The sequence below is a fragment of the Polynucleobacter sp. MWH-Svant-W18 genome (genome assembly GCF_018687495.1).
GTDB lineage: Bacteria > Pseudomonadota > Gammaproteobacteria > Burkholderiales > Burkholderiaceae > Polynucleobacter.
This window is the reverse complement of record NZ_CP061293.1, coordinates 108,762-131,130: the sequence shown is the minus strand read 5'-3', so window position 1 is coordinate 131,130 and position 22,369 is coordinate 108,762. Positions and strand designations below refer to the sequence as shown.

23 protein-coding genes and 1 tRNA gene are annotated in these 22,369 nt (G+C 45.5%); 14 read left to right on the top strand and 10 right to left on the bottom strand.

Annotated features, from left to right (window positions below):
• Positions 1 to 351, top strand: coding sequence for a hypothetical protein (locus C2757_RS00755; protein WP_215374858.1), 351 nt, complete (start codon positions 1 to 3; stop codon positions 349 to 351).
• On the opposite strand, the gene ychF is transcribed toward C2757_RS00755, so the two are convergent.
• A complete protein-coding gene (ychF, locus tag C2757_RS00750; RefSeq protein WP_215374855.1) occupies positions 352 to 1,446 on the bottom strand; it encodes a redox-regulated ATPase YchF in 1,095 nt (364 codons plus the stop codon).
• A gap of 40 nt (positions 1,447 to 1,486) precedes the next feature.
• On the opposite strand from ychF, the gene C2757_RS00745 reads away from it, so the two are divergent.
• The 4 genes from C2757_RS00745 to C2757_RS00730 are packed head-to-tail and all read left to right on the top strand — an operon-like array spanning position 1,487 to position 6,030.
• Positions 1,487 to 2,761, top strand: a complete 1,275-nt coding sequence (locus tag C2757_RS00745) for an FAD-dependent monooxygenase (protein ID WP_215374852.1) — start codon at positions 1,487 to 1,489, stop codon at positions 2,759 to 2,761.
• Positions 2,754 to 3,470, top strand: coding sequence for a DsbC family protein (locus tag C2757_RS00740; protein ID WP_215374849.1), 717 nt, complete (start codon positions 2,754 to 2,756; stop codon positions 3,468 to 3,470). The genes C2757_RS00745 and C2757_RS00740 overlap by 8 nt, the downstream gene beginning before the upstream one ends.
• Positions 3,471 to 3,472: 2 nt before the next feature.
• Entirely contained in the window at positions 3,473 to 5,266 is a 1,794-nt protein-coding gene (locus C2757_RS00735; protein WP_215374846.1) for a M61 family metallopeptidase, read from the top strand.
• Positions 5,267 to 5,274: 8 nt separating this feature from the next.
• The gene (locus C2757_RS00730) at positions 5,275 to 6,030 is read left to right on the top strand and encodes a uracil-DNA glycosylase (RefSeq protein ID WP_215374843.1); all 756 of its coding nucleotides are present in this window, start codon (positions 5,275 to 5,277) and stop codon (positions 6,028 to 6,030) included.
• A gap of 43 nt (positions 6,031 to 6,073) precedes the next feature.
• Here the strand turns inward: C2757_RS00730 and C2757_RS00725 are convergent, their stop codons facing one another.
• Positions 6,074 to 6,346 (bottom strand): hypothetical protein, encoded by a 273-nt coding sequence (locus tag C2757_RS00725; protein ID WP_215374840.1) that lies wholly within the window; start codon positions 6,344 to 6,346, stop codon positions 6,074 to 6,076.
• Between C2757_RS00725 and hemA the strand changes: the two genes are divergently transcribed.
• From hemA to rmuC, 5 genes are all read left to right on the top strand, one after another.
• Positions 6,317 to 7,633 (top strand): glutamyl-tRNA reductase, encoded by a 1,317-nt coding sequence (hemA, locus tag C2757_RS00720; protein WP_215374837.1) that lies wholly within the window; start codon positions 6,317 to 6,319, stop codon positions 7,631 to 7,633. The genes C2757_RS00725 and hemA overlap by 30 nt on opposite strands.
• Positions 7,634 to 8,713: a peptide chain release factor 1 gene (prfA, locus tag C2757_RS00715; RefSeq protein WP_215374834.1), complete on the top strand. Its 1,080-nt coding sequence runs from the start codon at positions 7,634 to 7,636 to the stop codon at positions 8,711 to 8,713.
• A gap of 6 nt (positions 8,714 to 8,719) precedes the next feature.
• Positions 8,720 to 9,571 carry a peptide chain release factor N(5)-glutamine methyltransferase gene (gene prmC, locus C2757_RS00710; RefSeq protein WP_215374831.1) on the top strand — a complete coding sequence of 284 codons (852 nt, stop codon included), beginning with the start codon at positions 8,720 to 8,722 and terminating at the stop codon, positions 9,569 to 9,571.
• 98 nt (positions 9,572 to 9,669) lie between these two features.
• Positions 9,670 to 9,978 carry a Grx4 family monothiol glutaredoxin gene (gene grxD, locus C2757_RS00705; protein WP_215374829.1) on the top strand — a complete coding sequence of 103 codons (309 nt, stop codon included), beginning with the start codon at positions 9,670 to 9,672 and terminating at the stop codon, positions 9,976 to 9,978.
• Between the two features lie 12 nt (positions 9,979 to 9,990).
• The gene (rmuC, locus tag C2757_RS00700; RefSeq protein WP_215374826.1) at positions 9,991 to 11,265 is read left to right on the top strand and encodes a DNA recombination protein RmuC; all 1,275 of its coding nucleotides are present in this window, start codon (positions 9,991 to 9,993) and stop codon (positions 11,263 to 11,265) included.
• 86 nt (positions 11,266 to 11,351) lie between these two features.
• On the opposite strand, the gene C2757_RS00695 is transcribed toward rmuC, so the two are convergent.
• On the bottom strand, positions 11,352 to 11,936 hold the full coding sequence (locus tag C2757_RS00695; RefSeq protein WP_215374823.1) for a phasin family protein: 585 nt from the start codon (positions 11,934 to 11,936) through the stop codon (positions 11,352 to 11,354).
• 173 nt (positions 11,937 to 12,109) lie between these two features.
• On the opposite strand from C2757_RS00695, the gene C2757_RS00690 reads away from it, so the two are divergent.
• Entirely contained in the window at positions 12,110 to 13,459 is a 1,350-nt protein-coding gene (locus C2757_RS00690; protein WP_215374820.1) for an MFS transporter, read from the top strand.
• A gap of 52 nt (positions 13,460 to 13,511) precedes the next feature.
• On the opposite strand, the gene C2757_RS00685 is transcribed toward C2757_RS00690, so the two are convergent.
• From C2757_RS00685 to petA, 6 genes are all read right to left on the bottom strand, one after another.
• Positions 13,512 to 13,587: transfer RNA gene (locus tag C2757_RS00685), tRNA-Thr, on the bottom strand.
• Between the two features lie 17 nt (positions 13,588 to 13,604).
• The gene (locus C2757_RS00680; protein ID WP_215374817.1) at positions 13,605 to 14,012 is read right to left on the bottom strand and encodes a ClpXP protease specificity-enhancing factor; all 408 of its coding nucleotides are present in this window, start codon (positions 14,010 to 14,012) and stop codon (positions 13,605 to 13,607) included.
• 28 nt (positions 14,013 to 14,040) lie between these two features.
• Complete coding sequence (locus tag C2757_RS00675) at positions 14,041 to 14,652, bottom strand: glutathione S-transferase N-terminal domain-containing protein (protein ID WP_215374814.1); 612 nt, start codon at positions 14,650 to 14,652, stop codon at positions 14,041 to 14,043.
• A 97-nt stretch (positions 14,653 to 14,749) separates the two neighbouring features.
• Positions 14,750 to 15,523 (bottom strand): cytochrome c1, encoded by a 774-nt coding sequence (locus C2757_RS00670; protein ID WP_371817021.1) that lies wholly within the window; start codon positions 15,521 to 15,523, stop codon positions 14,750 to 14,752.
• Between the two features lie 41 nt (positions 15,524 to 15,564).
• Positions 15,565 to 16,965 carry a cytochrome bc complex cytochrome b subunit gene (locus C2757_RS00665; RefSeq protein WP_215374811.1) on the bottom strand — a complete coding sequence of 467 codons (1,401 nt, stop codon included), beginning with the start codon at positions 16,963 to 16,965 and terminating at the stop codon, positions 15,565 to 15,567.
• Between the two features lie 10 nt (positions 16,966 to 16,975).
• Positions 16,976 to 17,578 (bottom strand): ubiquinol-cytochrome c reductase iron-sulfur subunit, encoded by a 603-nt coding sequence (petA, locus tag C2757_RS00660; RefSeq protein ID WP_215374808.1) that lies wholly within the window; start codon positions 17,576 to 17,578, stop codon positions 16,976 to 16,978.
• A 137-nt stretch (positions 17,579 to 17,715) separates the two neighbouring features.
• On the opposite strand from petA, the gene mscL reads away from it, so the two are divergent.
• The 3 genes from mscL to C2757_RS00645 are packed head-to-tail and all read left to right on the top strand — an operon-like array spanning position 17,716 to position 21,030.
• Positions 17,716 to 18,138 (top strand): large conductance mechanosensitive channel protein MscL, encoded by a 423-nt coding sequence (gene mscL / locus C2757_RS00655; protein ID WP_215374806.1) that lies wholly within the window; start codon positions 17,716 to 17,718, stop codon positions 18,136 to 18,138.
• A 20-nt stretch (positions 18,139 to 18,158) separates the two neighbouring features.
• Positions 18,159 to 19,340 (top strand): Do family serine endopeptidase, encoded by a 1,182-nt coding sequence (locus C2757_RS00650; protein WP_215374804.1) that lies wholly within the window; start codon positions 18,159 to 18,161, stop codon positions 19,338 to 19,340.
• Positions 19,333 to 21,030 (top strand): tetratricopeptide repeat protein, encoded by a 1,698-nt coding sequence (locus C2757_RS00645; protein ID WP_215374801.1) that lies wholly within the window; start codon positions 19,333 to 19,335, stop codon positions 21,028 to 21,030. Before C2757_RS00650 ends, C2757_RS00645 begins: the two co-directional genes overlap by 8 nt.
• 102 nt (positions 21,031 to 21,132) lie before the next feature.
• Here C2757_RS00645 and C2757_RS00640 read toward each other — a convergent pair whose 3' ends face one another.
• Entirely contained in the window at positions 21,133 to 22,329 is a 1,197-nt protein-coding gene (locus C2757_RS00640; protein WP_215374798.1) for a porin, read from the bottom strand.
• Positions 22,330 to 22,369: the final 40 nt, after the last annotated feature.

Genomic DNA, 22,369 nt, shown 5'->3' with positions numbered 1-22,369 from the left:
ATGGCAACCAATAAGCCGCTTTCTTATCTTCGCTTTCTCAATTTGATCGATGCCTTAGGTCGAATGAACCCCGGCAAAAAATTAGATGGTATTGAAGAAAACTTGCTAGATAAGATTGTTAACTGTGCACATACAAAAGAATCTATCTTGGTAGGTGATTTAATTGCCCTCTCAGAGCTTGGTTCTCAAGCAACATTACATGGTCGCCTGAAAAATCTCAGCGCTATGGGTTATATCAAGATGGTTGCAAACGCTGATGGGCGCAAGAAAGAGGTCGTGCCTACCAAATTAGCCCTGAAACGCTATGAAGAAATCTCTAAATGTCTTGAGAAAGCAATTAAAGCTGCTTAATTAAACATTAAATAAGAAGTTCAGTACGTCTCCATCTTTAACGACGTATTCCTTACCCTCAGCGCGCATCTTGCCAGCCTCTTTAGCGCCTGATTCACCCTTAAACTGAATGAAGTCTTCATAGGCAATCGTTTGTGCTCGGATAAATCCACGCTCGAAGTCCGTATGAATGACACCAGCTGCTTGTGGAGCTGTATCACCCTGGTGAATAGTCCAAGCGCGAACTTCTTTAACCCCAGCAGTAAAGTAAGTCTGCAAGCCTAATAAAGAATAGCCCGCACGAATCACGCGGTCTAAGCCAGGCTCTTCCATACCTAAGTCAGCCAAAAACTCTGTTTTATCAGCATCATCTAAATCTGCAATCTCTGCTTCAATCGCTGCACAGACAGCAACGACTGGGGCCTTTTCTTTTGCAGCGTGCTGCTTTACTGCCTCAAGATGCGGATTATTAGTGAAGCCGTCTTCTTTGACGTTAGCGACGTACATTGCTGGCTTTGCAGTAATTAAACACAAAGGTTTAATTAGGAGGAGCTCCTCCTCGCTCAAATTTAGGCTGCGCACTGGCAGTGCTGAATCGAGATGGGCTTGCACCTTGGTCAGAACGGCAACTAAAGCAGCAGCCTCTTTATCATTACCCGACTTAGCTGCTTTAGTAGAACGGCTAAGCGTTTTCTCCACAGTAGCTAAATCGGAGAGAGCCAACTCGGTGTCAATGACGCCGATATCAGCAATAGGATCCACTTTGCCAGCCACGTGAATAACATTCGCATCCTCAAAACAGCGCACCACATGAGTAATTGCATCTGTTTCGCGAATATTGGCTAAAAATTGATTTCCGAGGCCTTCACCCTTAGAAGCTCCCGCCACTAAGCCCGCAATATCGACAAATTCCACGGCGGCAGGCAAAACGCGCTCGGGCTTGACGATCTCGGCTAAGGCAGCAAGACGGGGGTCAGGAACCTCAACTACGCCCACATTAGGCTCAATCGTGCAGAAAGGATAGTTTTCCGCTGCGATTCCAGCCTTGGTAAGCGCATTAAAGAGGGTAGATTTGCCGACGTTAGGCAGGCCGACGATGCCACATTTCAAAGACATGGGCTTATTGTAAAGGGGCTGGTTTCGATATCATCGAGTTATGTCAGAAGCTCACCAAAACAAGCCCTCCAAATCCTCTACCCATTCGGCCAAAAAGCGCTCTGCGGATGTCGTTGTTATTGGCGGAGGCATTGTGGGCAAGGCCTGTGCCCTCGGGTTAGCCCAAATAGGTTTACAAACCCTCGAGATCGCCCCAGATCTCGAGCAGGCCATTACAAGCCCCCAAGGCTCTGAATGGGGCCAAAGAATCTATGCTTTTTCACCAAGCACTCAAAAACTGCTCTCCCATCTACAAATTTGGGATGCGCTAGATCACACCCGCATGCAAGCAGTACGGGATATGCGCATCTTTGGCGATCGTGGCGAATTGCAAGATCAACTCCACCTTTCTGCATTCGAAGCTGGAACGCCACAACTTGCCTGGATCGGTGAATCTAATTTAATTGAACACACCCTTGATCAAGCGTCCCGCTTCCAAAATAAATTGGAGCGAATTAACGATGCTGTCGACAGAATAGATGTTGATGCAGATGGAAGTACGCTGCATTTAAAAACTGGTGGGTCTATTCATGCGCAATTAGTGATTGCTGCCGATGGCGCCAACTCGCCTATTCGAGCATCGCTTGGCATTACTACGAGCGAAGAGAGTTATTCACAAAGCGCAGTGGTTGCCAACTGGACTTGCACCTATCCACATTTAGAAACCGCTTATCAATGGTTCTTGCCAGGTGGCGATATTGTCGCAATGCTGCCTTTACCTGGCAAACAAATATCTATGGTGTGGTCTACCTCACCTGAGCATGCTGCCGACTTATTAAAGCTGAATCAAGCCCAATGGCAAGAGCGTTTTAGCTCAATTGCCAAGGGCGCTATTCTGAAGCAGTTAGGAGATCTCACGCTGAATTCAACCCCCGCAGCATTTCCATTAAGAAAGATTCGTGCAGAGCGCTTTATCGGCCCCGAATCTACTCCCAAGGTTGTTCTCATTGGGGACGCTGCCCATGTGATGCATCCCCTAGCGGGGCAAGGATTGAACTTGGGCTTACGGGATGTTGCGGTGCTACTCAACATTCTGGGAAAACGTGAATCTTTTCGATTGCCCAGTGATACGGTATTACTCCGCCGCTATGAGCGCCAGAGACAAGGCGATACCAGCGCCCTACTGTGGGTTACCGATAAGCTAATGAAATTATTTTCTGCTAGTAGCAATACAGAGCGCCATCTACGGAATTGGGGCCTTGGTCTTGTGAACAAAAGCCACTTCATCAAACAGCGTCTCATTGAGCGCGCCCTCGGAGAAATTGATTTTGATTAAATTGTTATCTGTATTAAGTATTTTTCTTGCCACTCTACTTTGCTCTGGATTTGCCAACGCGCAAGCCGAACAGCAGATCAAAACAGAGATACAGAAAAAGTTGGGGACAAACACAAAAGTGAGAAGTGTCACTGCCTCGCCAGTGACAGGTTTATATGAAGTTTTAGTAGGAAATGAGATTTTTTATACAGACGCGTCTGGTAAATACCTGATCCAAGGCGAGATCATTGAGTTATCTAGCGGTAAAAATATTACCGAGCAAAGGCAATCTGATTTGAATCGTATTAAGTGGGCCGATTTGAATCAAGCCAACGCCATCAAAAACGTCCGAGGCAATGGCAGTCGTCAACTGGCAGTCTTTTCTGATCCCAATTGTGGCTACTGCAAACGCCTAGAGAAATCCTTACAGCAATTAGATAAAGTCACAATCTATACCTATCTGATTCCGATCTTATCTGCAGATTCAGCCCAGAAATCAAAGCAAATTTGGTGCTCCGCAGATCCCTATAAGTCTTACATTGATTGGATGGTCAATGGAGTAAGTCCAAGCGGCAAAACGGATTGCAGTACACCCCTTGATAAAAATCTAGCCTTTGCGAAAACCTATGGGATTACTGGCACACCAACGCTATTTTTTGCCGACGGCAGTCGTTTTCCTGGTGCAGTTCAAATCGCCGATATTGAAAAGAAATTGGGCTCCCTTAAGTAAATATGACAACCGTAACTAATCTTCCTGAAATCCAATACACGGTATGGCCAGCCGATTTACATGGTCACCGCTATCAGGTGAAATTGCAGATTGCAAACCCGGACTCAGAAGGTCAGGTATTGCAAATGCCTGCTTGGATTCCGGGAAGTTATTTGATTCGGGATTTCAGCAAACATATTGAATCGATTGAGGCCTATTCGGCTCAAACCAAGCAGAAGCTACCCTTGGAGAGAATCAATAACGATCAATGGCGATTACCTAAGGTCAATGGTGCAGTAGAGATTCTCACTACGATCTACGCCTATGATTCTTCAGTACGCGCAGCCTATCTCGACACTGAGCGTGCATTTTTCAATGCCAGTAGCTTATGTTTAGAGGTCAAAGGTCAGTCGGATTTACCTTGCTCACTCGCAATCGCTCCACCCGAAACTGAGTTTGCTGCTCACTGGTCTATTCAAACTACCCTAAGATCAGTCAAAACCGATGATCGAGGCTTTGGTTTTTATCTTGCGCAAAACTATGCCGATCTTCTGGACCACCCTGTAGCCATGGGTGAATTTCAGCTGGTTCAGTGGGCCTCCAATGGCACACCGCACAGCATGGCAATTCAAGGATGCATTCACCAAGTCGATGCAAAGCGACTTTCACAAGATCTCCAAGCGATCTGCAACTGCACAATCAATCTCTTTGAACCAAAAACAAAGCAAGCACCCTTTAGTCGCTATCTCTTTTTGGTCAATGCAGTGTTAAATGGTTACGGCGGCCTCGAGCATCGTGATAGCACAGCATTACTGTGTCGCCGTGATCAAATTCCTCAACAAGACACGCCATTAGATGAAACTGCTTACCGAGATTTTTTGGGCTTGTGCAGCCATGAATATTTCCACGCCTGGTTAGTTAAGCGCATCCAAGCGAAAGCATTTCAACCCTATGATCTGAGCCAACGGAATCACACTCGTTTACTTTGGTTATTCGAAGGCTTTACAAGCTACTATGACGATCTGCAACTTTTACGAAGCAAGCGCATTGATCTGCAAACCTATTTAGATTTGGTGGCGAATAACTGGAATGCGATCCTGCGCGGGCCTGGCAGAAATAAACAAAGCCTTGCTGATAGCTCATTTGATGCCTGGACTAAGTATTACCAAACCGACGAGAACACCCCGAATGCTGTAGTTAGCTATTACGGCAAAGGTGCACTACTGGCACTTGGGCTGGATTTACAAATTCGGGCATTCTCGAAAAATCAAAAATCACTAGATAATCTCATGCGTCTTGTCTGGCAAAAGCATGGCGTCACCCTTGAGGGCATTGCCGAGAATGGATTAGACGATTTGGTGCTTAAAGCTATCGGCACAGATTTTTCCAAGACCTGGAATGAAATCAAGTCTCGCTATATTTTTGGTACTGAAGATATCCCGATTCAAAAGTGGATCGCGTCGAACTTCGTATCAGTGAAAACAAAATCATCATCCAAGTTGGAGAGGATCAAGTTACAGCTTGGGATGCGTCACACTGATGTTAACGGCTGGCTAAAGATAACCCATGTATTGGATAGTGGAGCAGCGCAGTCGGCGGGTCTAGCGCCTGGTGACCTTCTGGCTAGCATCAATGGTCAACGCATTACGGGTGCCCGTATTGATAAGGTCCTTGGCGGTCTTGCAGAAGGCCAAAATATTCATTTCTGTTTCTATCGAGATGACTTGGAACACGAACGAATTGCGAGCTTGAATCCGAATCAATTACCCGCCCAGTACGAGCTCATTGCCAATAGCGCCAAAACTAAATCTCATTGACTTTTCTAGTGTCTACTTTTTCTAAAGACAACATACCTGAAGATTGGCGCAAATTATTAGGCGACTATCTAGATTCTGACGCTTGGAATACATTGCAAAGCAATTTACAAGCCGTCCTTGATGCTGATCCAAAAATGATTCGACCTGAGCCTAGTCATTTTTTTAAAGCCTTAGCGTTGACATCGGTAGCATCCACTAAGGTTGTGATTCTTGGGCAGGATCCTTATCATTCCCCTGGCCTTGCACAAGGCCTTGCATTTTCGATCCCCAAAAATATCCCTACAAACTCTCGCGAGTTTCCCAGCTCATTGCGCAACATCAGTAAAGCACTAATGCTCGAAGGCTTTGGCAATTTACCAAATGGAGATTTACAACATTGGGCAAAGCAAGGGGTGTTGCTACTTAATACTGCACTGAGCGTTCGATTGGGAGAAGCAGGCAGTCACGCTAATCTGGGATGGAAAGGCTTTGTTGATCAATTGATTTCAGGTCTAGCATTCCAAAAACCACATTTAATTTGGATGCTGTGGGGTGGTCATGCCCAATCCAAACTCCCACTGATAGAAGCGGGCAAGGATCAAGTCATTCTGCAATCATCACACCCTTCAGGCCTGGGCGTATATAAGACCAATCAGCCTTTTTTAGAGCCTGGCGCTAAAGCAAGCTGTGGGCACTTCACCAAAACCAACCAATGGCTAAAACAGTTTGGCAAAGAAGAGATTCGGTGGATTGCTTCAACAGATCAGGCGGAACTATTTCGCTAGAGCGGTAAAAATACAGCCCACCAGGCAAGAGGCAAAAATGGCGCTAAACCACTCTAGCATTTGCCCTGACTGAAAAAATCCCAGATATTGCCCAAGGTAGGAGCTCACGATTGCAGCCAAAAAGCCCAGAAAGGCCGCCAGCAAAAGCCTGCCCGCCTTTGGTCGAGCAGCTTGCCCAGGATAAAAAATCCAGGCTGAAGCCCCAGAAATACCCCCAATCACCAGAAAAGCCAAAAACCCCATTGTTGCCCCCATTAATGCCGCCATCAAATCTATAATCACCATTATGAAGTTGTTGACACTCGGCATCAATCATCACACAGCGCCGGTCGCCATTCGGGAAAAGGTCGCCTTCGACCCTGAATTTCTTCAAGAAGCGTTGCACGATTTACGCCAACATTTGGTTGGCGCGAATCAGACCGGCCTGCCTGAAGCAACCATCTTGTCAACCTGCAATCGTACTGAGGTTTACTGCGCAGCAAATGATGCCAGCGCTGCCAGCCTTCTTCACGAAGCTACTTTTGATTGGCTAGCCAAAACCCAACAGGTCTCAACAAGTAGTCTACAGCCCCATATTTACTCATTACCCCAATCCGATGCAGTGCGTCATGCCTTCAGGGTTGCCTGTGGCTTGGATTCCATGGTGATTGGTGAGACCCAAATTTTGGGACAAATGAAAGATGCAGTTCGGACTGCAAATGATGCGGGCGTATTGGGAACCTACCTCAATCAACTTTTTCAGAAAACATTTGCAGTAGCAAAAGAAGTGCGTGGTTCTACTGAAATTGGCGCCCATTCGATTTCAATGGCAGCTGCCTCAGTTCGTCTTACCGAAAGAATCTTTGAAAAGATTTCTGATCAGCGTATTTTGTTTATTGGTGCTGGCGACATGATCTCGCTTTGCGCGACGCATTTTGTTGCACGTAAACCAAAAAATGTAGTGATCGCCAACCGCACGATTGAACGTGGTCAAGAATTAGCAGACTCCATTTCCGCTCAAGGTATTGACGCCCAGTCCTTTAAGCTTTCAGAACTTCCTGGCCGCCTCCATGAATTTGACATTATTGTTTCTAGTACAGCTTCTTCCTTGCCGATCATTGGTCTGGGTATGGTCGAAAGTGCTCTGAAACAACGCCGCCATAAGCCGATGGTCATGATTGATCTTGCCGTACCTCGTGACTTTGAGCCCGAGATCTCTCGTTTGGACGATGTCTATCTATACACCGTAGATGATTTGGGTGTGATGATTCAAACTGGCGCTAACTTACGCCAAGCTGCAGTCAGTCAAGCCGAAGCTATTATTGAAGATCGGGTTGGGAACTTCATGCATTGGATGCAAGGACGCAATACCGTACCAATTATTCAAGATATCCAGCAGCAAGGTGAGCGCCTCAGACAACTTGAGTTAGAGCGCGCCATGAAACGTCTCATGCGTGGTGAAGACCCGCAAGAAGTGCTCAATGCCATGGCACAAGGTTTGACCAATAAATTTTTACATGGCTCGCTTCATGCCTTACAACATTCCAATGGGGCAGAACGTGATGCCCTCATTAAGCTCTTACCCAAACTATTTGCCTCCCACGCTAAGCCAGAAGACCATTAGATGAAGCCTAGCATGCGGGCTAAGCTAGAACATCTAGACACGCGCTTAGCCGAACTTAATTCCCTGTTAACTTCCGAAGAAGCAACCAAAGATATGGATGCCTATCGGAAACTCACGCGTGAACATTCTGATATCGCGACTGTGGTGGAGCAGTTTGGCCTCTACAAGCAAGCTGAGGCAGATGCACAAGCTGCAGAAGAAATGCGCAAAGATCCAGATATGAAGGACTTTGCCGATGAGGAGCAAAAAGAAGCCTTAGCCACCATGGAATTGCTTGAAGGAACTTTGCAAAAGCTACTACTACCTAAAGATGAAAATGATGAGCGCAATGTCTTCTTAGAAATTCGAGCAGGAACTGGTGGTGATGAAAGCGCCCTCTTTGCTGGCGATCTTTTGCGTATGTACACCCGCTTTGCAGAACGTCAAGGCTGGAAAGTAGAGGTTGTGAGTGCCGCTGAATCTGACTTGGGTGGATATAAAGAGGTTGTCCTCCGCTTGGTTGGTCAATCCGTTTATTCTCGCCTCAAGTTTGAGTCTGGAGGGCATCGCGTACAACGCGTTCCCCAGACAGAAACTCAGGGACGTATTCATACATCGGCTTGTACCGTAGCAGTGATGCCCGAAGCAGATGAATTAGAAGCCGTGAAGATTAATCCTGCTGAGTTACGCATCGATACTTTCCGCGCCTCTGGTGCTGGTGGCCAGCATATCAATAAAACTGATTCTGCCGTCCGCATCACCCACTTACCTACCGGTACAGTAGTGGAATGCCAGGATGATCGCAGCCAACATCGCAATCGTGAGCAGGCTATGAAAGTCTTAGTCTCTCGGATTATGGATGCGCGTGAGCGTGAGAAGCATCAGCTTGAAGCCCAAACCCGAAAATCCCTGATTGGCTCGGGTGATCGAAGTGATCGCATCCGTACTTATAACTTTCCACAAGGACGCATCACTGACCACCGCATCAATCTCACACTCTACAAAATAGATGCCATGATGGATGGTGACATTGATGATCTGTGCAATGCTTTAGCCTCTGAGCACCAAGCAGAACTGCTCGCCGCCCTGGGCGACAGCTAAGCATTCATGGGGCAAGAATTGCGCTTACGCTCTTTGCTGGGCGCTTCTGTACTGCCACCAAATGAAGCGCGCATTCTGATGGCGCACGTACTTGATGTCCATTACCAATTACCACGCTCTGCCCTGTTATCGCGGGATGATCTAGAGCTCAACGCCAAGGCACTAGAGAGCTGGAAGTACCTTGAGTCCAAAAGAATTCAAGGTGAACCAATTGCTTACCTCATTGGTAAAAGAGGTTTTCACAATATTGAGCTCCAAGTTGCACCTGGCGTCCTCATCCCCCGCCCTGAAACTGAGTTATTAGTTGAAATTGGTCTGCGAGAAATCAAACGCCTTCATCACTCAGCGAAGGTATTGGATTTGGGTACTGGCTCTGGAGCCATTGCTTTAGCAGTCGCATCTTCGGCACGCAATGCAATAGTGATAGCCACAGATCAGTTCTCTGAGGCTTTGGAGATTGCAAAAACCAATGCCAAACTTTTGGATTTAGAGAATCAAGTGCAATTTTTACAGGGCAACTGGTATCAGGCCTTAGATGCTGAAACTTGCTTTGACATCATCCTCAGCAATCCCCCTTATATTGCCAAACAAGATCCGCACTTGACTCAGGGTGACCTTCGCTTTGAGCCTATCTCAGCACTGACTGATCAGGCCGATGGACTTGAGTGCATAAGGGCCATCATCAGTGACGCAAAGAAATATCTCACCCCCAATGGCCTACTGGCGCTTGAACATGGCTTTGACCAATCGGATGCAGTGATGGGTTTGATGAGGGCTGCCGGGTTTGCTGACATTCAGGCGCACCTGGATTTGGCCGGTCATAGGCGCGTCGCCTCTGGAAGGAAAGCTGATGCCTAGAAGTTTCTTTAATAACCTTTTTCCACATAAAGTCTTAAAATCTATCCTATAGCGTTTCAAGCCCTTTTTACAGAATGACTGCTTTCAAGAAAGAATTTATGGACACACAAGCTCAAATCAAAGAAATCGTTACTAGCCATCCTGTTGTCTTATTTATGAAGGGAACTGCACAGTTTCCGCAATGTGGATTCTCTGGCAACGCAATCAATATCTTGAAAGCTAGCGGCGTTGAAAAACTCCATACTGTGAACGTATTGGAGGATGCTGGGATTCGCCAAGGCATCAAAGAGTATGCCAATTGGCCAACCATCCCTCAGCTATATATCAACGGCGAGTTCATTGGTGGCTCAGACATCATGACTGAAATGTTCCAGTCAGGTGAACTTCAGAAACTGGTTAAAGCCTAAAGTATTGCCTGAGTGACTTTTGATCTAAACTCCCTCCTACTATTTGGCCTGCCATTTGCTGTATGTGCAGGCCTTTTGGTTTATGCGCTCAGTTTGCGCTCAAGTCTTGCGCGTGCAGAACTTCAAATACAAACCGAAGTTGCTCTAGCATTTAGTCTCAGGGCCGAACGTGATCAAGCCCTTCAAAATGCCATTCGTCTCGAGGCTGAATTAGATTCTGAACGCAAGCAAGGTCTTGGACGCATTGAATCATTGAATGAAGCTAAAGAGGCTCTTACAAATCAATTTAAAAATCTGGCTAATGAGATTTTAGAAGATAAGTCAAAGCGCTTTGCAGAACAAAATACTGCCAGCCTTGATGCACTTCTTAAGCCTTTGCAAACCAAGTTGACTGAATTCAAAGAGCAGGTCAATACCTCTTATGGCAATGAAGCGCGCGAACGCCATGCCCTCAAAAGTGAAATTGAGCGCCTTGCTAATCTGAATCTGCGCATGTCTGATGAGACACGTTCCCTCACCCAAGCACTCAAAGGTGACTCCAAGGTTCAAGGCAACTGGGGCGAACTCGTTCTGGAATCCATCCTAGAATCCTCTGGCCTTCGCAAGGGTGAAGAGTACCTTGTGCAGGATAGCCATACGCAAGCTGATGGCTCACGTCTTCAGCCCGACGTAGTCATTAAGCTTCCCGAAGGAAGAAGTCTGGTCGTCGATAGCAAGGTCTCCATTACCGCTTACGCAAGGCATGCCGAGACTACTGACCCAGTAATCGCCGAACAAGAGCTAGCGGCCCACATCCAGTCTTTACGTCAGCATATTCAAGGGCTTTCTGGAAAGAACTATAGCGCCTTGTATGGCGCTGGCTCTGTTGATTTTGTTTTAATGTTTGTACCCATTGAACCCGCATTTTTATTGGCTTTAAAGACAGCGCCAAATCTCTATCAAGAAGCCTTGTCTAAGAATATTGTGTTGGTTTGCCCAAGTACGCTGATGGCAACCTTACGTACTGTCGCTCATCTCTGGAGACAAGATCACCAGAACCGCAATGCACTCGAAATTGCTAAACAGTGTGGCAATCTTTATGACAAATTTGTAGGTTTTGTTGAAGACTTAGAAAAGCTTGGGCAACGTCTGGATCAAGCACAAACCAGCTACCACGATGCCTTTAATAAGCTCAAGACTGGCAAAGGCAATCTGATTCGCTCCGCTGAAAAAGTTCGTGAGCTCGGCGTCAAACCCAGCAAGAACCTATCAACCCCCCTGATCGAATCCTCTTCGGATTCTGAGTAAACCAAGCAAGAAAAATCCCCGCCTAGTTCGTACTAAGCGGGGATTTATTTAAAACCCAATTCCGATAAATCTATTGCTTCAGTGACTTATACAGATTTACGTGCACGTGATGCCGGTGTAGCTGCTTTCTTTACTTGAGCAATTTGACCTTGAACCGCTTCAATTGCTTGATCAGTAGTTTTTTCTGCAGTTGCAAATGCTTCTTTGCTAGCAGCGCGGAACTGCTCAAAGCCTTGCAATGCGCTACCGTATGCAGTTTTGAAAGAAGACAAAAATACATCTGAGCCTGCAGGTGCATTAGCGGCAAAGGTATTCATCCAATCCTGGAATCCATCTTGCAACTGGTCGATGCTGGCATCAACTACATTTGCAAATTCTTTATTGCCTTCGCGCAATACTTTGCTAACTTTCTTTTGGTAGGCAACTGCTTGATTGCTGGCAGCTTGCAATGTTTCTGTACTCAAAAGTTCTGTAACTTCTTTTGGGTCTTTAGCAGACAATACTTGCGCAATACCATCTTGAGCATTTACCAATACATCCTTAGAAGCAGCGTAGTTCAACTCAGCCAATTTTTGGGCATTTTCCAAAGCAGCTTCGCTTAAAGAAAATGAGGCCTCGAGGCCTTTGCTATTCATTTGAGACAATTTAGCGGTGATTTGAGCTTGGTTCATGTATTTCTCCATAAATTCAGTGGTACAACTAGTTCATTAAGTGCGCGATTTAATAATTTGGAAACTTCGGATGCTTAAATATTGCACTGCACCATCAAACTGTAACTGAAGGAATATGGCAAATCAAGAACTTTTTGCTGCTTTGCAACAAATAATTCACAAGATTATATAAATTGAATAAAATCAATAACTTAGAAAAAATTAAAGGTTCAAATTCCTATCGAAAAATAGCCATTGCAACCTGCTTTGGGACATTTTTGGAATGGTATGACTTTCTGACCTTTGCTACCCTAGCGGTTGTTTTTGGGCCCCTTTTCTTTCCGTCAAGCGACCCAAGCACAGGCCTTTTGGCCAGCTTAGCGACCTTTGGGGTTGGAATGGTAGTCCGTCCTGTTGGCGCAGCAATATTCGGCTCAATGGGCGATCGCATTGGTCGCAAACCCGTTTTCATGATGACCATTGCGCTGATGGGTCTCGCAACAGTCAGCGTGGGATTTTTACCCACTTATGCACAAGTTGGTATCTGGGCCCCAATCCTCTTGGTAAGTTTGCGCCTACTTCAAGGTTTATCTGCCGGTGGTGAAATTGGCGGTGGCGCCGTTTATCTTACCGAGCACGCTGGCAGCAAATATAGGGGCTTTAAGACCAGTTTTTTGCAGTTGATGGGTCCACTGGGAATTTTATTTTCAACATTGCAGATTGCTTTTCTGAGGCAATGCTTATCACCAGAAGAGTTTCTATCATGGGGATGGCGCGTACCTTTTTGGATTTCGTTTTTTTTACTCATCATTGCTTTTTACACTCGACGGTCCCTAGAAGAGACCCCTATATTTTTGGGGCTTAGCAAAACTCAGCAAAAGACTGTGCATCCATTGCTGAGTAATTTTCGTGACCCGCAAACTCGTAAGCACATGTTCTTGCTTTTCTTTTGCATCTCGGCTGGCGGAGCCGTCCTGTTTTTCTGTGTTCAGGTTTATACCGCAATCTTTTTAAAGACCTCAGTTAAGCTACCGGCGGGACTAGTAGACCAACTCAGTATTTATGCGACCTTAGCCCTTTTCCCTTTCACACTTTTTGCTGGCTGGCTATCAGATAAAGTTGGGAGAAGGCCGGTTGTGATTTGCGGGCTTTTGTTGGGCGCAGTATTTACTCAACCAGCGTTTGAAATGCTGCAAAGTTTAAGCGGGCAATATCTTGAAGCGCCAAATACCAACAGCACCATCATTTTGATCGGACTACTTTTAACGGCTCTCTCTTTGTCGCTAGCCTTAGTGATTGGCCCACAAACAGCTCTATTGGCGGAGCTATTTCCGGCTAAGACTCGAAATAGTGCCGCCACCCTCCCCCATAATCTTGCAGCCGGGTGGATTGGTGGACTTTTGCCGCTGGTTATTACCTGGCTTAATCAACAATGGGGTAATGATTTGGCAGGTTTATGGTACCCAACAATCTTTCTTGCTTGCGCGGCACTTATTGCACTTTTATATTTACCCGAGACCAGAAATGCGGACTTAAGACTCTAGCCCCAAAAGAAAAAGCCACCAAGGCAATCTGCTTAGTGGCTTTTGAATTTTTTGGTGCCCCTTGTCCGACTCGAACAGACCACCTACTGATTACAAATCAGTTGCTCTACCAGATGAGCTAAAGGGGCAACAGGGATATTTTAACTTATTTCACAATCCTCAAGGAAGGTCTGCCGGCTTTGGGTTTTTCAGACTCCTGATCCCCAGAATCAGCAACGTGTAGATCCCTGGCTTTGGCAGGATCAAACGGGAAAGACATGCCCTGCCCATTCTCTCTGGCATAAATCGCCAAGACATGGCTCACGGGCACCATAATCTTTCTAGGAACGCCCCCAAACCGGGCTTGAAAGCTGATCCAATCATTTTCCATTTGCAGCTGGTGACATGCCTCTAGCGAGAGATTTAAAACAATCTCATCATTCTTCACAAACTCCATTGGCACCTCAACCCTTGCATCTACAAAAACAGCAATGAAGGGTGTAAAACCAAAATCCGTGCACCACTGATGTAGGGCACGGATTAGATAGGGTTTATTGCTTGGAACGTCAGACATCCCGACCATAATGAACCGCTAGAATTGCTTAGCGGCGCATGACCTTTTCTGAAGGGGTCAATGCTTCGATATAGGCTGGTCTGCTGAAAATACGCTCAGCGTATTTCAAGAGTGCTGCAGCATTACGAGAAAGATCAATACCGTAGTGCTCAAGACGCCATAGCAATGGCGCAATGGCAACGTCTAGCATTGAGAACTCATCACCGAGCATGTACTTATTCTTAACAAAAATCGGCGCCAACTGTGTCAAGCGATCACGAATAGCTAAACGCGCTTTTTCATGATTCTTTTCTGCAGCCTTACCTTTTTCATTTTCCAATGAGGCAACGTGTACAAATAACTCTTTCTCAAAATTGAAGAGGAAGAGACGTGCACGCGCACGGGCTACTGGATCAGGCGGCATCAACTGTGGATGAGGAAAACGCTCATCAATATATTCATTGATGATGTTTGATTCATACAAAATAAGATCGCGCTCAACCAAGATCGGCACTTGGCCATAAGGGTTCATCACCGAGATATCTTCTGGCTTATTAAACAAGTCAACATCGCGGATTTCAAAATCCATGCCTTTTTCAAAAAGCACCAAACGGCAGCGTTGCGAGAAGGGGCAGTTAGTACCCGAGTACAACACCATCATAAATATAGTTCCTTAAATTTCTACTTCAATACAACAAACGCACATCAGCGTTAAATCTTTTCACTCATGAGTCCCAATTCAGGGCTCATGAACTACATTAGTGGATATCTTTCCAATAAGCTTTGTTTAGACGCCAAGCCAAGATCGTGAAGATCGCCAAGAACAAAAGCACTATCACGCCAAGACGCTTACGCTCCAGTTGGACTGGCTCGGCCATCCAAGACATAAAAGCAACCAAGTCAGCGATGTTGTCGTCATATTCTTGGGGCTTCATCGTTCCAGGTGTTAATTGCTCAAAGCCAACAAACACCTTTTCCATTCTGCCTTCATCATGCGGATCTTTGTGCTCTTCAAACTTCGCAGCACGCTCACCCTGTAGCTGCCAAAGAACATGCGGCATACCTACGTTTGGATAAACCAAATTATTCCAACCCGTTTGAGTGGTGTCGTCTTTGTAGAAGGTACGGAAGTAGGTATACAGCCAATCCGTTCCACGCGCACGAGCCTCTACAGATAAGTCTGGAGGATTCTTACCAAACCATGCCTTAGCCTCCTTTGGAGACATTGAAATGGTCATCAAGTCACCCACCTTGGCATCAGTAAAAATCAGATTGTCTTTGATTTGCTGATCAGTTAGGCCAATATCGCGCAAGCGGTTGTAACGCATGCTAGATGCTGCGTGGCAATTTAAGCAATAGTTCACAAAAATCTTTGCACCGTTTTGCAATGAAGCATTGTTGCTTACGCGGTTAGGTGCAGCGTCTAATGGAAAGCCGCCTTCATTTGCATTGGCATTCAGACTCAGACCAAGGGCGGCAACTAATACTGTGGCTTGGCAGATGCCCATCAAAGTTTGCAGAATTCGTTTCATACTAGTTCCTAATTTCTCTTCGCTGTTATCGCAGGCTTAAATTAATGGGACTTAAAGGTAACGCGTGTTGGAACTGGCTTGAATGTACCAAGCGTGCTCCAGAACGGCATTCCTAAGAAGAAGCCCAGATAGTAAATAGTGCAAACCTGAGAAATCTTTTCAAATACTGGTGATGGTGGCTGAATTCCCAAGTAACCCAAGATCACGAAGCTCACCACAAAGACGCCATAAATATATTTATGGAAATCTGGGCGATAGCGAATGGATTTCACTGGGGAATGATCAAGCCATGGCAAGAAGAACATGATCACTACAGAACCACCCATGATCACAACACCCCAAAACTTAGCATCAAACAAATAGAAGCCGCCAGCTAAAGCCAAAGCGATTGCAGCACAAGCACCCTTCACCTTAAGATCTTTGGTTTTCAAGGCAAACATACCCAAAATCACTGCCAAGAAAATCCATAAGGGCAACAAGAAGTTTGAGGTAGTTGCACGCAACATAGAGTAGAACGGTGTGAAATACCAGACCGGCGCAATGTGTGGAGGCGTTTGCAATGGATTTGCAGGTACAAAGTTATTGGCTTCAAGGAAGTAGCCGCCCATCTCTGGAGCAAAGAACACGATGCAAGCAAAGACCATTAAAAATCCGCCCAAATACATCACGTCATGCACGCTGTAATAAGGATGGAAAGGAATGCCGTCTACTGGGTGTCCGTTTGCATCAAGGGTATCTTTGATCTCAACGCCATCAGGATTATTGGAACCAACTTCATGCAAAGCAAGAATATGGGCTGCTACCAAACCAACCAATATCAGTGGAATCGCAATCACGTGGAATGCAAAGAAGCGGTTCAGAGTTGCATCACCCACAACATAATCACCACGCAACCAAAGGGATAGGTCTGGACCAATGAATGGGATTGCAGAGAACAAGTTCACAATTACTTGAGCGCCCCAGTAAGACATCTGACCCCATGGGAGCAAGTAACCGAAGAATGCCTCGCCCATCAAGCACAAGAAAATTGCGCAACCGAAAATCCAAATCAATTCACGTGGCTTGCGATAAGAACCGTAGATCAAACCGCGGAACATATGCATGTAAACCACTACGAAGAACATAGAGGCGCCGGTAGAGTGCATATAGCGAATCACCCAGCCCCACGGCACTTCGCGCATGATGTACTCAACAGAATCAAACGCCTTGGCAGCGTCAGGCTTGTAGTTCATGGTCAAGAAAATACCGGTAAATATCTGGTTTACCAACACAACAATCGCTAAGGCGCCAAAAATATAGAAGAAATTTAAATTCTTTGGTGCGTAATACTCACTCATATGCCGCTTGAAAGCTTCTGTTACCGGCAGGCGTGAGTCAACCCAAGCCATCAGCTTTTGAGCAGCAGAGGCGTCTGCTGGAACTTGTTTTTCGTGGAATGCCATCTATCTCTCCTTAGGCCTTCTTATCGTCGCCAACCAAAATCTTGGTATCGCTCAAATACATATGTGGCGGCACTTCAAGGTTATCTGGGGCTGGTTTGTTTTTATACACACGGCCGGCCATGTCAAAAGTAGAGCCATGACATGGGCAAAGGAAACCACCTGGCCAAGTATTTGGCAAGGATGGTTGTGGACCCGCTTCAAACTTCGCATTTGGTGAACAACCCAAGTGAGTGCAAATACCAACTACCACAAGGTATTCAGGCTTAATGGAGCGCCATTGATTCTGAGCATAAGGTGGAGTGAACTGAGCAGGATCACGCAATGAATCTGGATCAGCCAATTCACTATCCAACTTAGAAAGTTCAGCAACTTGCTCTGGTGTGCGACGAATAACCCAAACAGGCTTACCGCGCCATTCAACTGTTCTCATCTCATCAGGCTGCATGCCAGTGATATCGATTTCGACTGCAGCACCAGCGGCTTTTGCACGCTCTGATGGCTCAAAACTATCTATAAAAGGGTAAAGGGCTGCTGCTGCACCTACACCACCTACTGCCGAAGTGGCGATCAACCAGTTACGGCGATCCTTGTCCATTGAGGGCTTGTCACTCATTTACAAAATTCCTAAAAAGGGTATTTATGGGTGGAAATTGCTTAAAGATAGGATTTTAAAGTAAAAAGTGGGGTAAGCAAGAAAGTTATGGGGTTAATCTCGAGTTAATCAGGATCCAGATAGGAAGGGAAGGCTAAATGAGCGTTTTAAAGGAATTTCGGGACTTTGCCGTTAAGGGCAATGTGATTGATTTGGCAGTTGGTGTGATTATTGGCGGGGCCTTCGGCAAAATCGTCGATTCCTTGGTAAATGATGTCGTCATGCCGGTTATTTCGACCCTTTTTGGGGGTCATATCGACTTTACAAACCTATTTATTGTCTTGGGTCACGTCCCAGAGGGAGTTCCCAGAACTTTTGACGCCCTCAAAAAGGCTGGGGTGCCGATTTTCGCCTATGGCAACTTCATCACTATTTCTATTAATTTCATTTTGCTGGCATTCGTAATTTTTCAAATGGTCAAGGTTGTCAACAAAATTCGCATTATGGATGCCCCTCCTCCACCACCAACACCAGAAGATATTGTGTTGTTGCGTGAAATTCGTGACAGCCTCAAAAAATAATTCATAAAGTGAACTGCTAAATGTTTAAGCGCCTATGGTTATTGTTTGCACAAGCCGTAACCATTCTTCTTGCGGCACTATTCATTGTCGTCACTCTAAAACCAAATTGGTTATCTGATGAAAGTGTTGGCTCGATAGTGAGCAATGTTACTCTTAAAGAAGGGGTGGCTGAGGGTGACACCCTAAGTCCTGGTTCATACCATGATGCAGTGAAGAAATCAGCGCCAGCAGTGGTAAATATTTTCAGTAGCAAGAATTCCACCAAACCCAAAGCGCGTAAAGGGGGCAAGCCAAACTCCTCTGACCCTTTATTTAAATTCTTTTTTGGTGAACAGCCACCAGACGAAGAACCCAGCTCCAGCCTAGGCTCTGGGGTTTTAGTGAGCCCTGAGGGAATCATTCTTACCAACCATCACGTGATTAGTGATGCAACAGATATTGATGTTGCACTTTCTGATGGTCGAAAAGTGAAAGCAAAAATGATTGGCAGCGATCCTGAAACGGATATTGCCGTGTTAAAAATTGAGGCCAAACAATTACCACCACCAATCACTTTTGCAAGAATTGAGTCCGTGCATGTAGGTGATGTCGTGCTGGCAATTGGCAATCCTTTTGGGGTTGGTCAAACTGTTACCTCTGGTATTGTTTCTGCTCTTGGCCGTGATCATGTTGGAATCAATACTTTTGAAAACTTTATTCAAACGGACGCAGCAATTAATCCAGGAAATTCTGGTGGGGCGTTGATTGATACCCGCGGCAATCTCATCGGTATTAACACGGCCATTTACTCAAACAATGGCGGGTCGATGGGCATTGGATTTGCTATTCCTGTAAATCTTGCAAAACAAGTTATGGAGTCCATCATCAACAATGGGGGTGTGACTCGGGGCTGGATTGGGGTTGAACCTCAAAACCTTTCCGAGGAACTTGCAGAATCGCTTGGCATTGCCAAACAATCACAAGGTGTACTGTTATCAGGAGTCCTCGAGGGAGGGCCAGCAGATCGAGCAGGAATCAGACCTGGAGACGTTCTAACAGGGGTCAATGGCCAAAGCATTAGGGACGTTCGAGCGCTGCTCAGCAAGGTATCCGAACTAAAACCAGGCACTGAGGCTACATTTAGTCTTCTGCGTAAAAATAAAGAGCTTGTGCTGAAGGTGCTGATTGGGAAAAGACCCAAACCAAAGTTCAGCCATGAATAAGGCAGCTCAAAACCTAGAGTTAGCTAAATATTGGCTGAAGGAAGGGTTGATTGATTCAGCAAAAGAGCTACTTGAAGAAATGATCCGCGTGGACTCAGATAACCCACAAGCTTATGAGCTACTGGCAAAAATCTATACCCATCTCAATAATGATCTTGCGGCAATCGCTCTTTTACAGAAGATCTGTGATGAAAGCTCCCCTCCAAATATATTATTGATGCTTGGTGACCTTTACTTGGAGTCTGGCCAGACAAATAGAGCAATCAACCTTTATCAGCAAATATTATCAAAACATGGTCCTCTATTTGAGGCACTTCATAATCTCGGACTCGCTCACGCCTCACTATTTCAGTACCAAACTGCAGAAAAATATTTTGAGCAGGCATGTGTAATCGATCCGAACTCTTTTGAAGCACAAATGAATCTCGGCTCTTGTTTGAATAATCTTGGTGAATATGGTCGATCACTCAAGCATTTAAGTAGAGCTCAGGAATTAGATCCAGATAACTCATACATTTGGCTCAACAAAGGGGTAACTTTTGAAGCCATGAATAATCCAACGGAAGCCTTAACTTGTTTTGATCGAGCAATAGAGCTTAATAGCCAATATGTTGAGGCATTCACTAACAAGGGCAACCTATTGATTAGTCTAAAGAGGCATACCGAAGCTGCCCAATTATTTGACAAGGCTCTGCAAATCGCTCCGGACGATAAGGATACGCTCTACAATCAATCTCTTCTGCAGCTAGCGCTCGGCGACTACGAACGCGGCTGGAGAAATTATGAAAATCGGTGGCTGCGGCAAAATGCACCAAAAAGATTTTTTAATGACACGCCACTCTTGAGCAGCCTAGATGATCTTAAAAATAAACGCATCTTAATTTGGTCCGAGCAAGGTTTAGGCGATACCCTTCAATTCTGCAGATACTTACCAGCCTTAAAAGAATTGGGTGCTCACTTCACCTTGGCGACACAACAACCTTTAATAGATTTACTGAGCGAGCAAGCATACCTTGATAGCGTGATCGCTATTGATACTAAAGCGCCGCCCAATATTACGCATCAAATTCCCCTGCTTAGTCTTCCATATTTATTCTCGAGCAGTAATTTCGCGCTTCCAACTTTTTCTCCCTATTTGCTCTCAAACGTTGACAAAAGAATAGCTTGGCAAAAAGAAATGGCAGGCGCGAACAAACTGAAAGTAGGAATCGTATGGAACGGAGGCTTTCGTCCTAATCAGCCAGAATGCTGGGGTGTTAACGCTAGGAGGAATCTTCCACTTGCCGAAATCGCAAAATTACAAGAAGTCGATGAAATCCAATTCTTTAGCCTCCAAAAAGGAGAGCCGGCTGAATCTGAATTAACTCAACTAAGAGATGCACTATGGCCAAGCGATAACCTTACCATTCTGGGAGATCAGCTTTCTAATTTCTCAGATACGGCTGCCCTAGTGGATTGCTTGGATCTAATAATCTGCGTTGATACATCGATAGCCCATCTTGCAGGAGCATTGGGTAAGCCTTTCTGGCTCTTAAATCGCTTTGACTCCTGTTGGCGCTGGCAAATTGATCAAAACAAAACTTGGTGGTACCCAGAAGCCAAAATCATCAATCAGCCCAAAGCGGGCGATTGGGAATCTGTCATGAACCAAGTGATTGCCCATTTACGCACCTTGGCTCCCTCAAACTAGGAAAAGGTAGTCGGCATAATTCAAGGCAATAAAAAACCCACTGTTTTTACACAGTGGGTTTTTAGTCTTACTAATTGTCAGCTAGCTTACGCTAGCGTTAAATTAGAAAGTGTGACGCAAGCCAACAGCGTATGAATTGCCGTTAAAGCTGCTCATGTTTACAGATGAGCTTGTTGAAAAGTTTGATGTTGACGCTTGACCATAAATTGCATAGAGGTTAGTACGCTTGCTCAACCAGTAGTTTGAACCAAGCTGCCATGCATTAAATGATGCGGATGGAACTGACGCGCCGTAAGCGGCTGTTTTACCCAAACCACCACTTACCCAAGCTTCGATAGTTGGAGTAATGTAGCTACGAACACCAATCTGCTCAGCAGAACGGCTTACGTAGTAGTTGTTGCTAATTTGGCTACTAGCTTTACGGTTTACGTACTGAGCATATGCCTTCAAGATACCAAAGTCATAAGTTGCAGCATAGTACTGTTGGTTGTCTTGAATGTTATAACCAGCAGAGTTCGCACCACCTACACCCCAAACGCTAGCAACAGTAGGAACTGTAGTGTTAGCTGTTTGCTTAGATGTCAAAGACTGGTAGTTGGCAGTTACAAACAACTTTTGCCATGCGTAGTCAACGCCAATACCCCAACCATTTTGGTTGTTGATACCACCGTTAGCCGTAGAAGTTGATGTAGCAGTTTGTGTAGCGTTAGCATTGTTCTGAATCAAGATTCCATGAACTTGAAAGCCAGCCATTTTTTCAGTATTCAAAGTCAAGGCGTTAGCAACGCGAACTGTATATCCAGAGTTGTTACCGTTTGGTGAAGAAGAAGCTGTGCTTGAGAATACACGGTCATAAACAACGTTACCACCAACGTTGTTAGTCATGCCAGGGTCAGTAGCTGAAACAGCATTGTGAATTGGTGTGTACTGTGTACCAACCGCGAAATCACCGATACCGCTCTTCTTCAAACCAGCAAATACTTGACGGTTAGAAGTTGTAGAGCTAGAGATAGCAGTTGAAGCGTTTGGTGAAACAGCAGTCTCAATGGTGAAGAATGCAGACAAACCGCCACCTAAATCTTCAGTACCTTTGAAACCAAGGCGGGATGTGCTCTCAGCACTGTCACTGAATGCGCTGGTAGTTTGCTTGATAACTTTGTTAGTGCCAGCATTTTGAGCGCTAGTATTTGAACCAATATAGCCAACGTCCAAAATACCGTAAACGGTTACGCTAGATTGAGCTTGAGCAGCAGATGCAAAAGCACCTAAGGCTGCAACTGCTAGTAGTGATTTTTTCATTCTTTAAATCTCCAAAAATTAAAAGTAATGCCCAAATAAA

Coding starts and splice junctions, on each gene's coding strand:
- C2757_RS00755 (WP_215374858.1), top strand. CDS start 1: ATGGCAACCAATAAGCCGCTTTCTTATCTTCGCTTTCTCAATTTGATC.
- ychF (WP_215374855.1), bottom strand. CDS start 1,446: ATGTCTTTGAAATGTGGCATCGTCGGCCTGCCTAACGTCGGCAAATCT.
- C2757_RS00745 (WP_215374852.1), top strand. CDS start 1,487: ATGTCAGAAGCTCACCAAAACAAGCCCTCCAAATCCTCTACCCATTCG.
- C2757_RS00735 (WP_215374846.1), top strand. CDS start 3,473: ATGACAACCGTAACTAATCTTCCTGAAATCCAATACACGGTATGGCCA.
- hemA (WP_215374837.1), top strand. CDS start 6,317: ATGAAGTTGTTGACACTCGGCATCAATCATCACACAGCGCCGGTCGCC.
- C2757_RS00725 (WP_215374840.1), bottom strand. CDS start 6,346: ATGATTGATGCCGAGTGTCAACAACTTCATAATGGTGATTATAGATTT.
- prfA (WP_215374834.1), top strand. CDS start 7,634: ATGAAGCCTAGCATGCGGGCTAAGCTAGAACATCTAGACACGCGCTTA.
- prmC (WP_215374831.1), top strand. CDS start 8,720: ATGGGGCAAGAATTGCGCTTACGCTCTTTGCTGGGCGCTTCTGTACTG.
- grxD (WP_215374829.1), top strand. CDS start 9,670: ATGGACACACAAGCTCAAATCAAAGAAATCGTTACTAGCCATCCTGTT.
- C2757_RS00695 (WP_215374823.1), bottom strand. CDS start 11,936: ATGAACCAAGCTCAAATCACCGCTAAATTGTCTCAAATGAATAGCAAA.
- C2757_RS00680 (WP_215374817.1), bottom strand. CDS start 14,012: ATGTCTGACGTTCCAAGCAATAAACCCTATCTAATCCGTGCCCTACAT.
- C2757_RS00675 (WP_215374814.1), bottom strand. CDS start 14,652: ATGATGGTGTTGTACTCGGGTACTAACTGCCCCTTCTCGCAACGCTGC.
- C2757_RS00670 (WP_371817021.1), bottom strand. CDS start 15,523: ATGAAACGAATTCTGCAAACTTTGATGGGCATCTGCCAAGCCACAGTA.
- C2757_RS00665 (WP_215374811.1), bottom strand. CDS start 16,965: ATGGCATTCCACGAAAAACAAGTTCCAGCAGACGCCTCTGCTGCTCAA.
- petA (WP_215374808.1), bottom strand. CDS start 17,578: ATGAGTGACAAGCCCTCAATGGACAAGGATCGCCGTAACTGGTTGATC.
- mscL (WP_215374806.1), top strand. CDS start 17,716: ATGAGCGTTTTAAAGGAATTTCGGGACTTTGCCGTTAAGGGCAATGTG.
- C2757_RS00650 (WP_215374804.1), top strand. CDS start 18,159: ATGTTTAAGCGCCTATGGTTATTGTTTGCACAAGCCGTAACCATTCTT.
- C2757_RS00645 (WP_215374801.1), top strand. CDS start 19,333: ATGAATAAGGCAGCTCAAAACCTAGAGTTAGCTAAATATTGGCTGAAG.
- C2757_RS00640 (WP_215374798.1), bottom strand. CDS start 22,329: ATGAAAAAATCACTACTAGCAGTTGCAGCCTTAGGTGCTTTTGCATCT.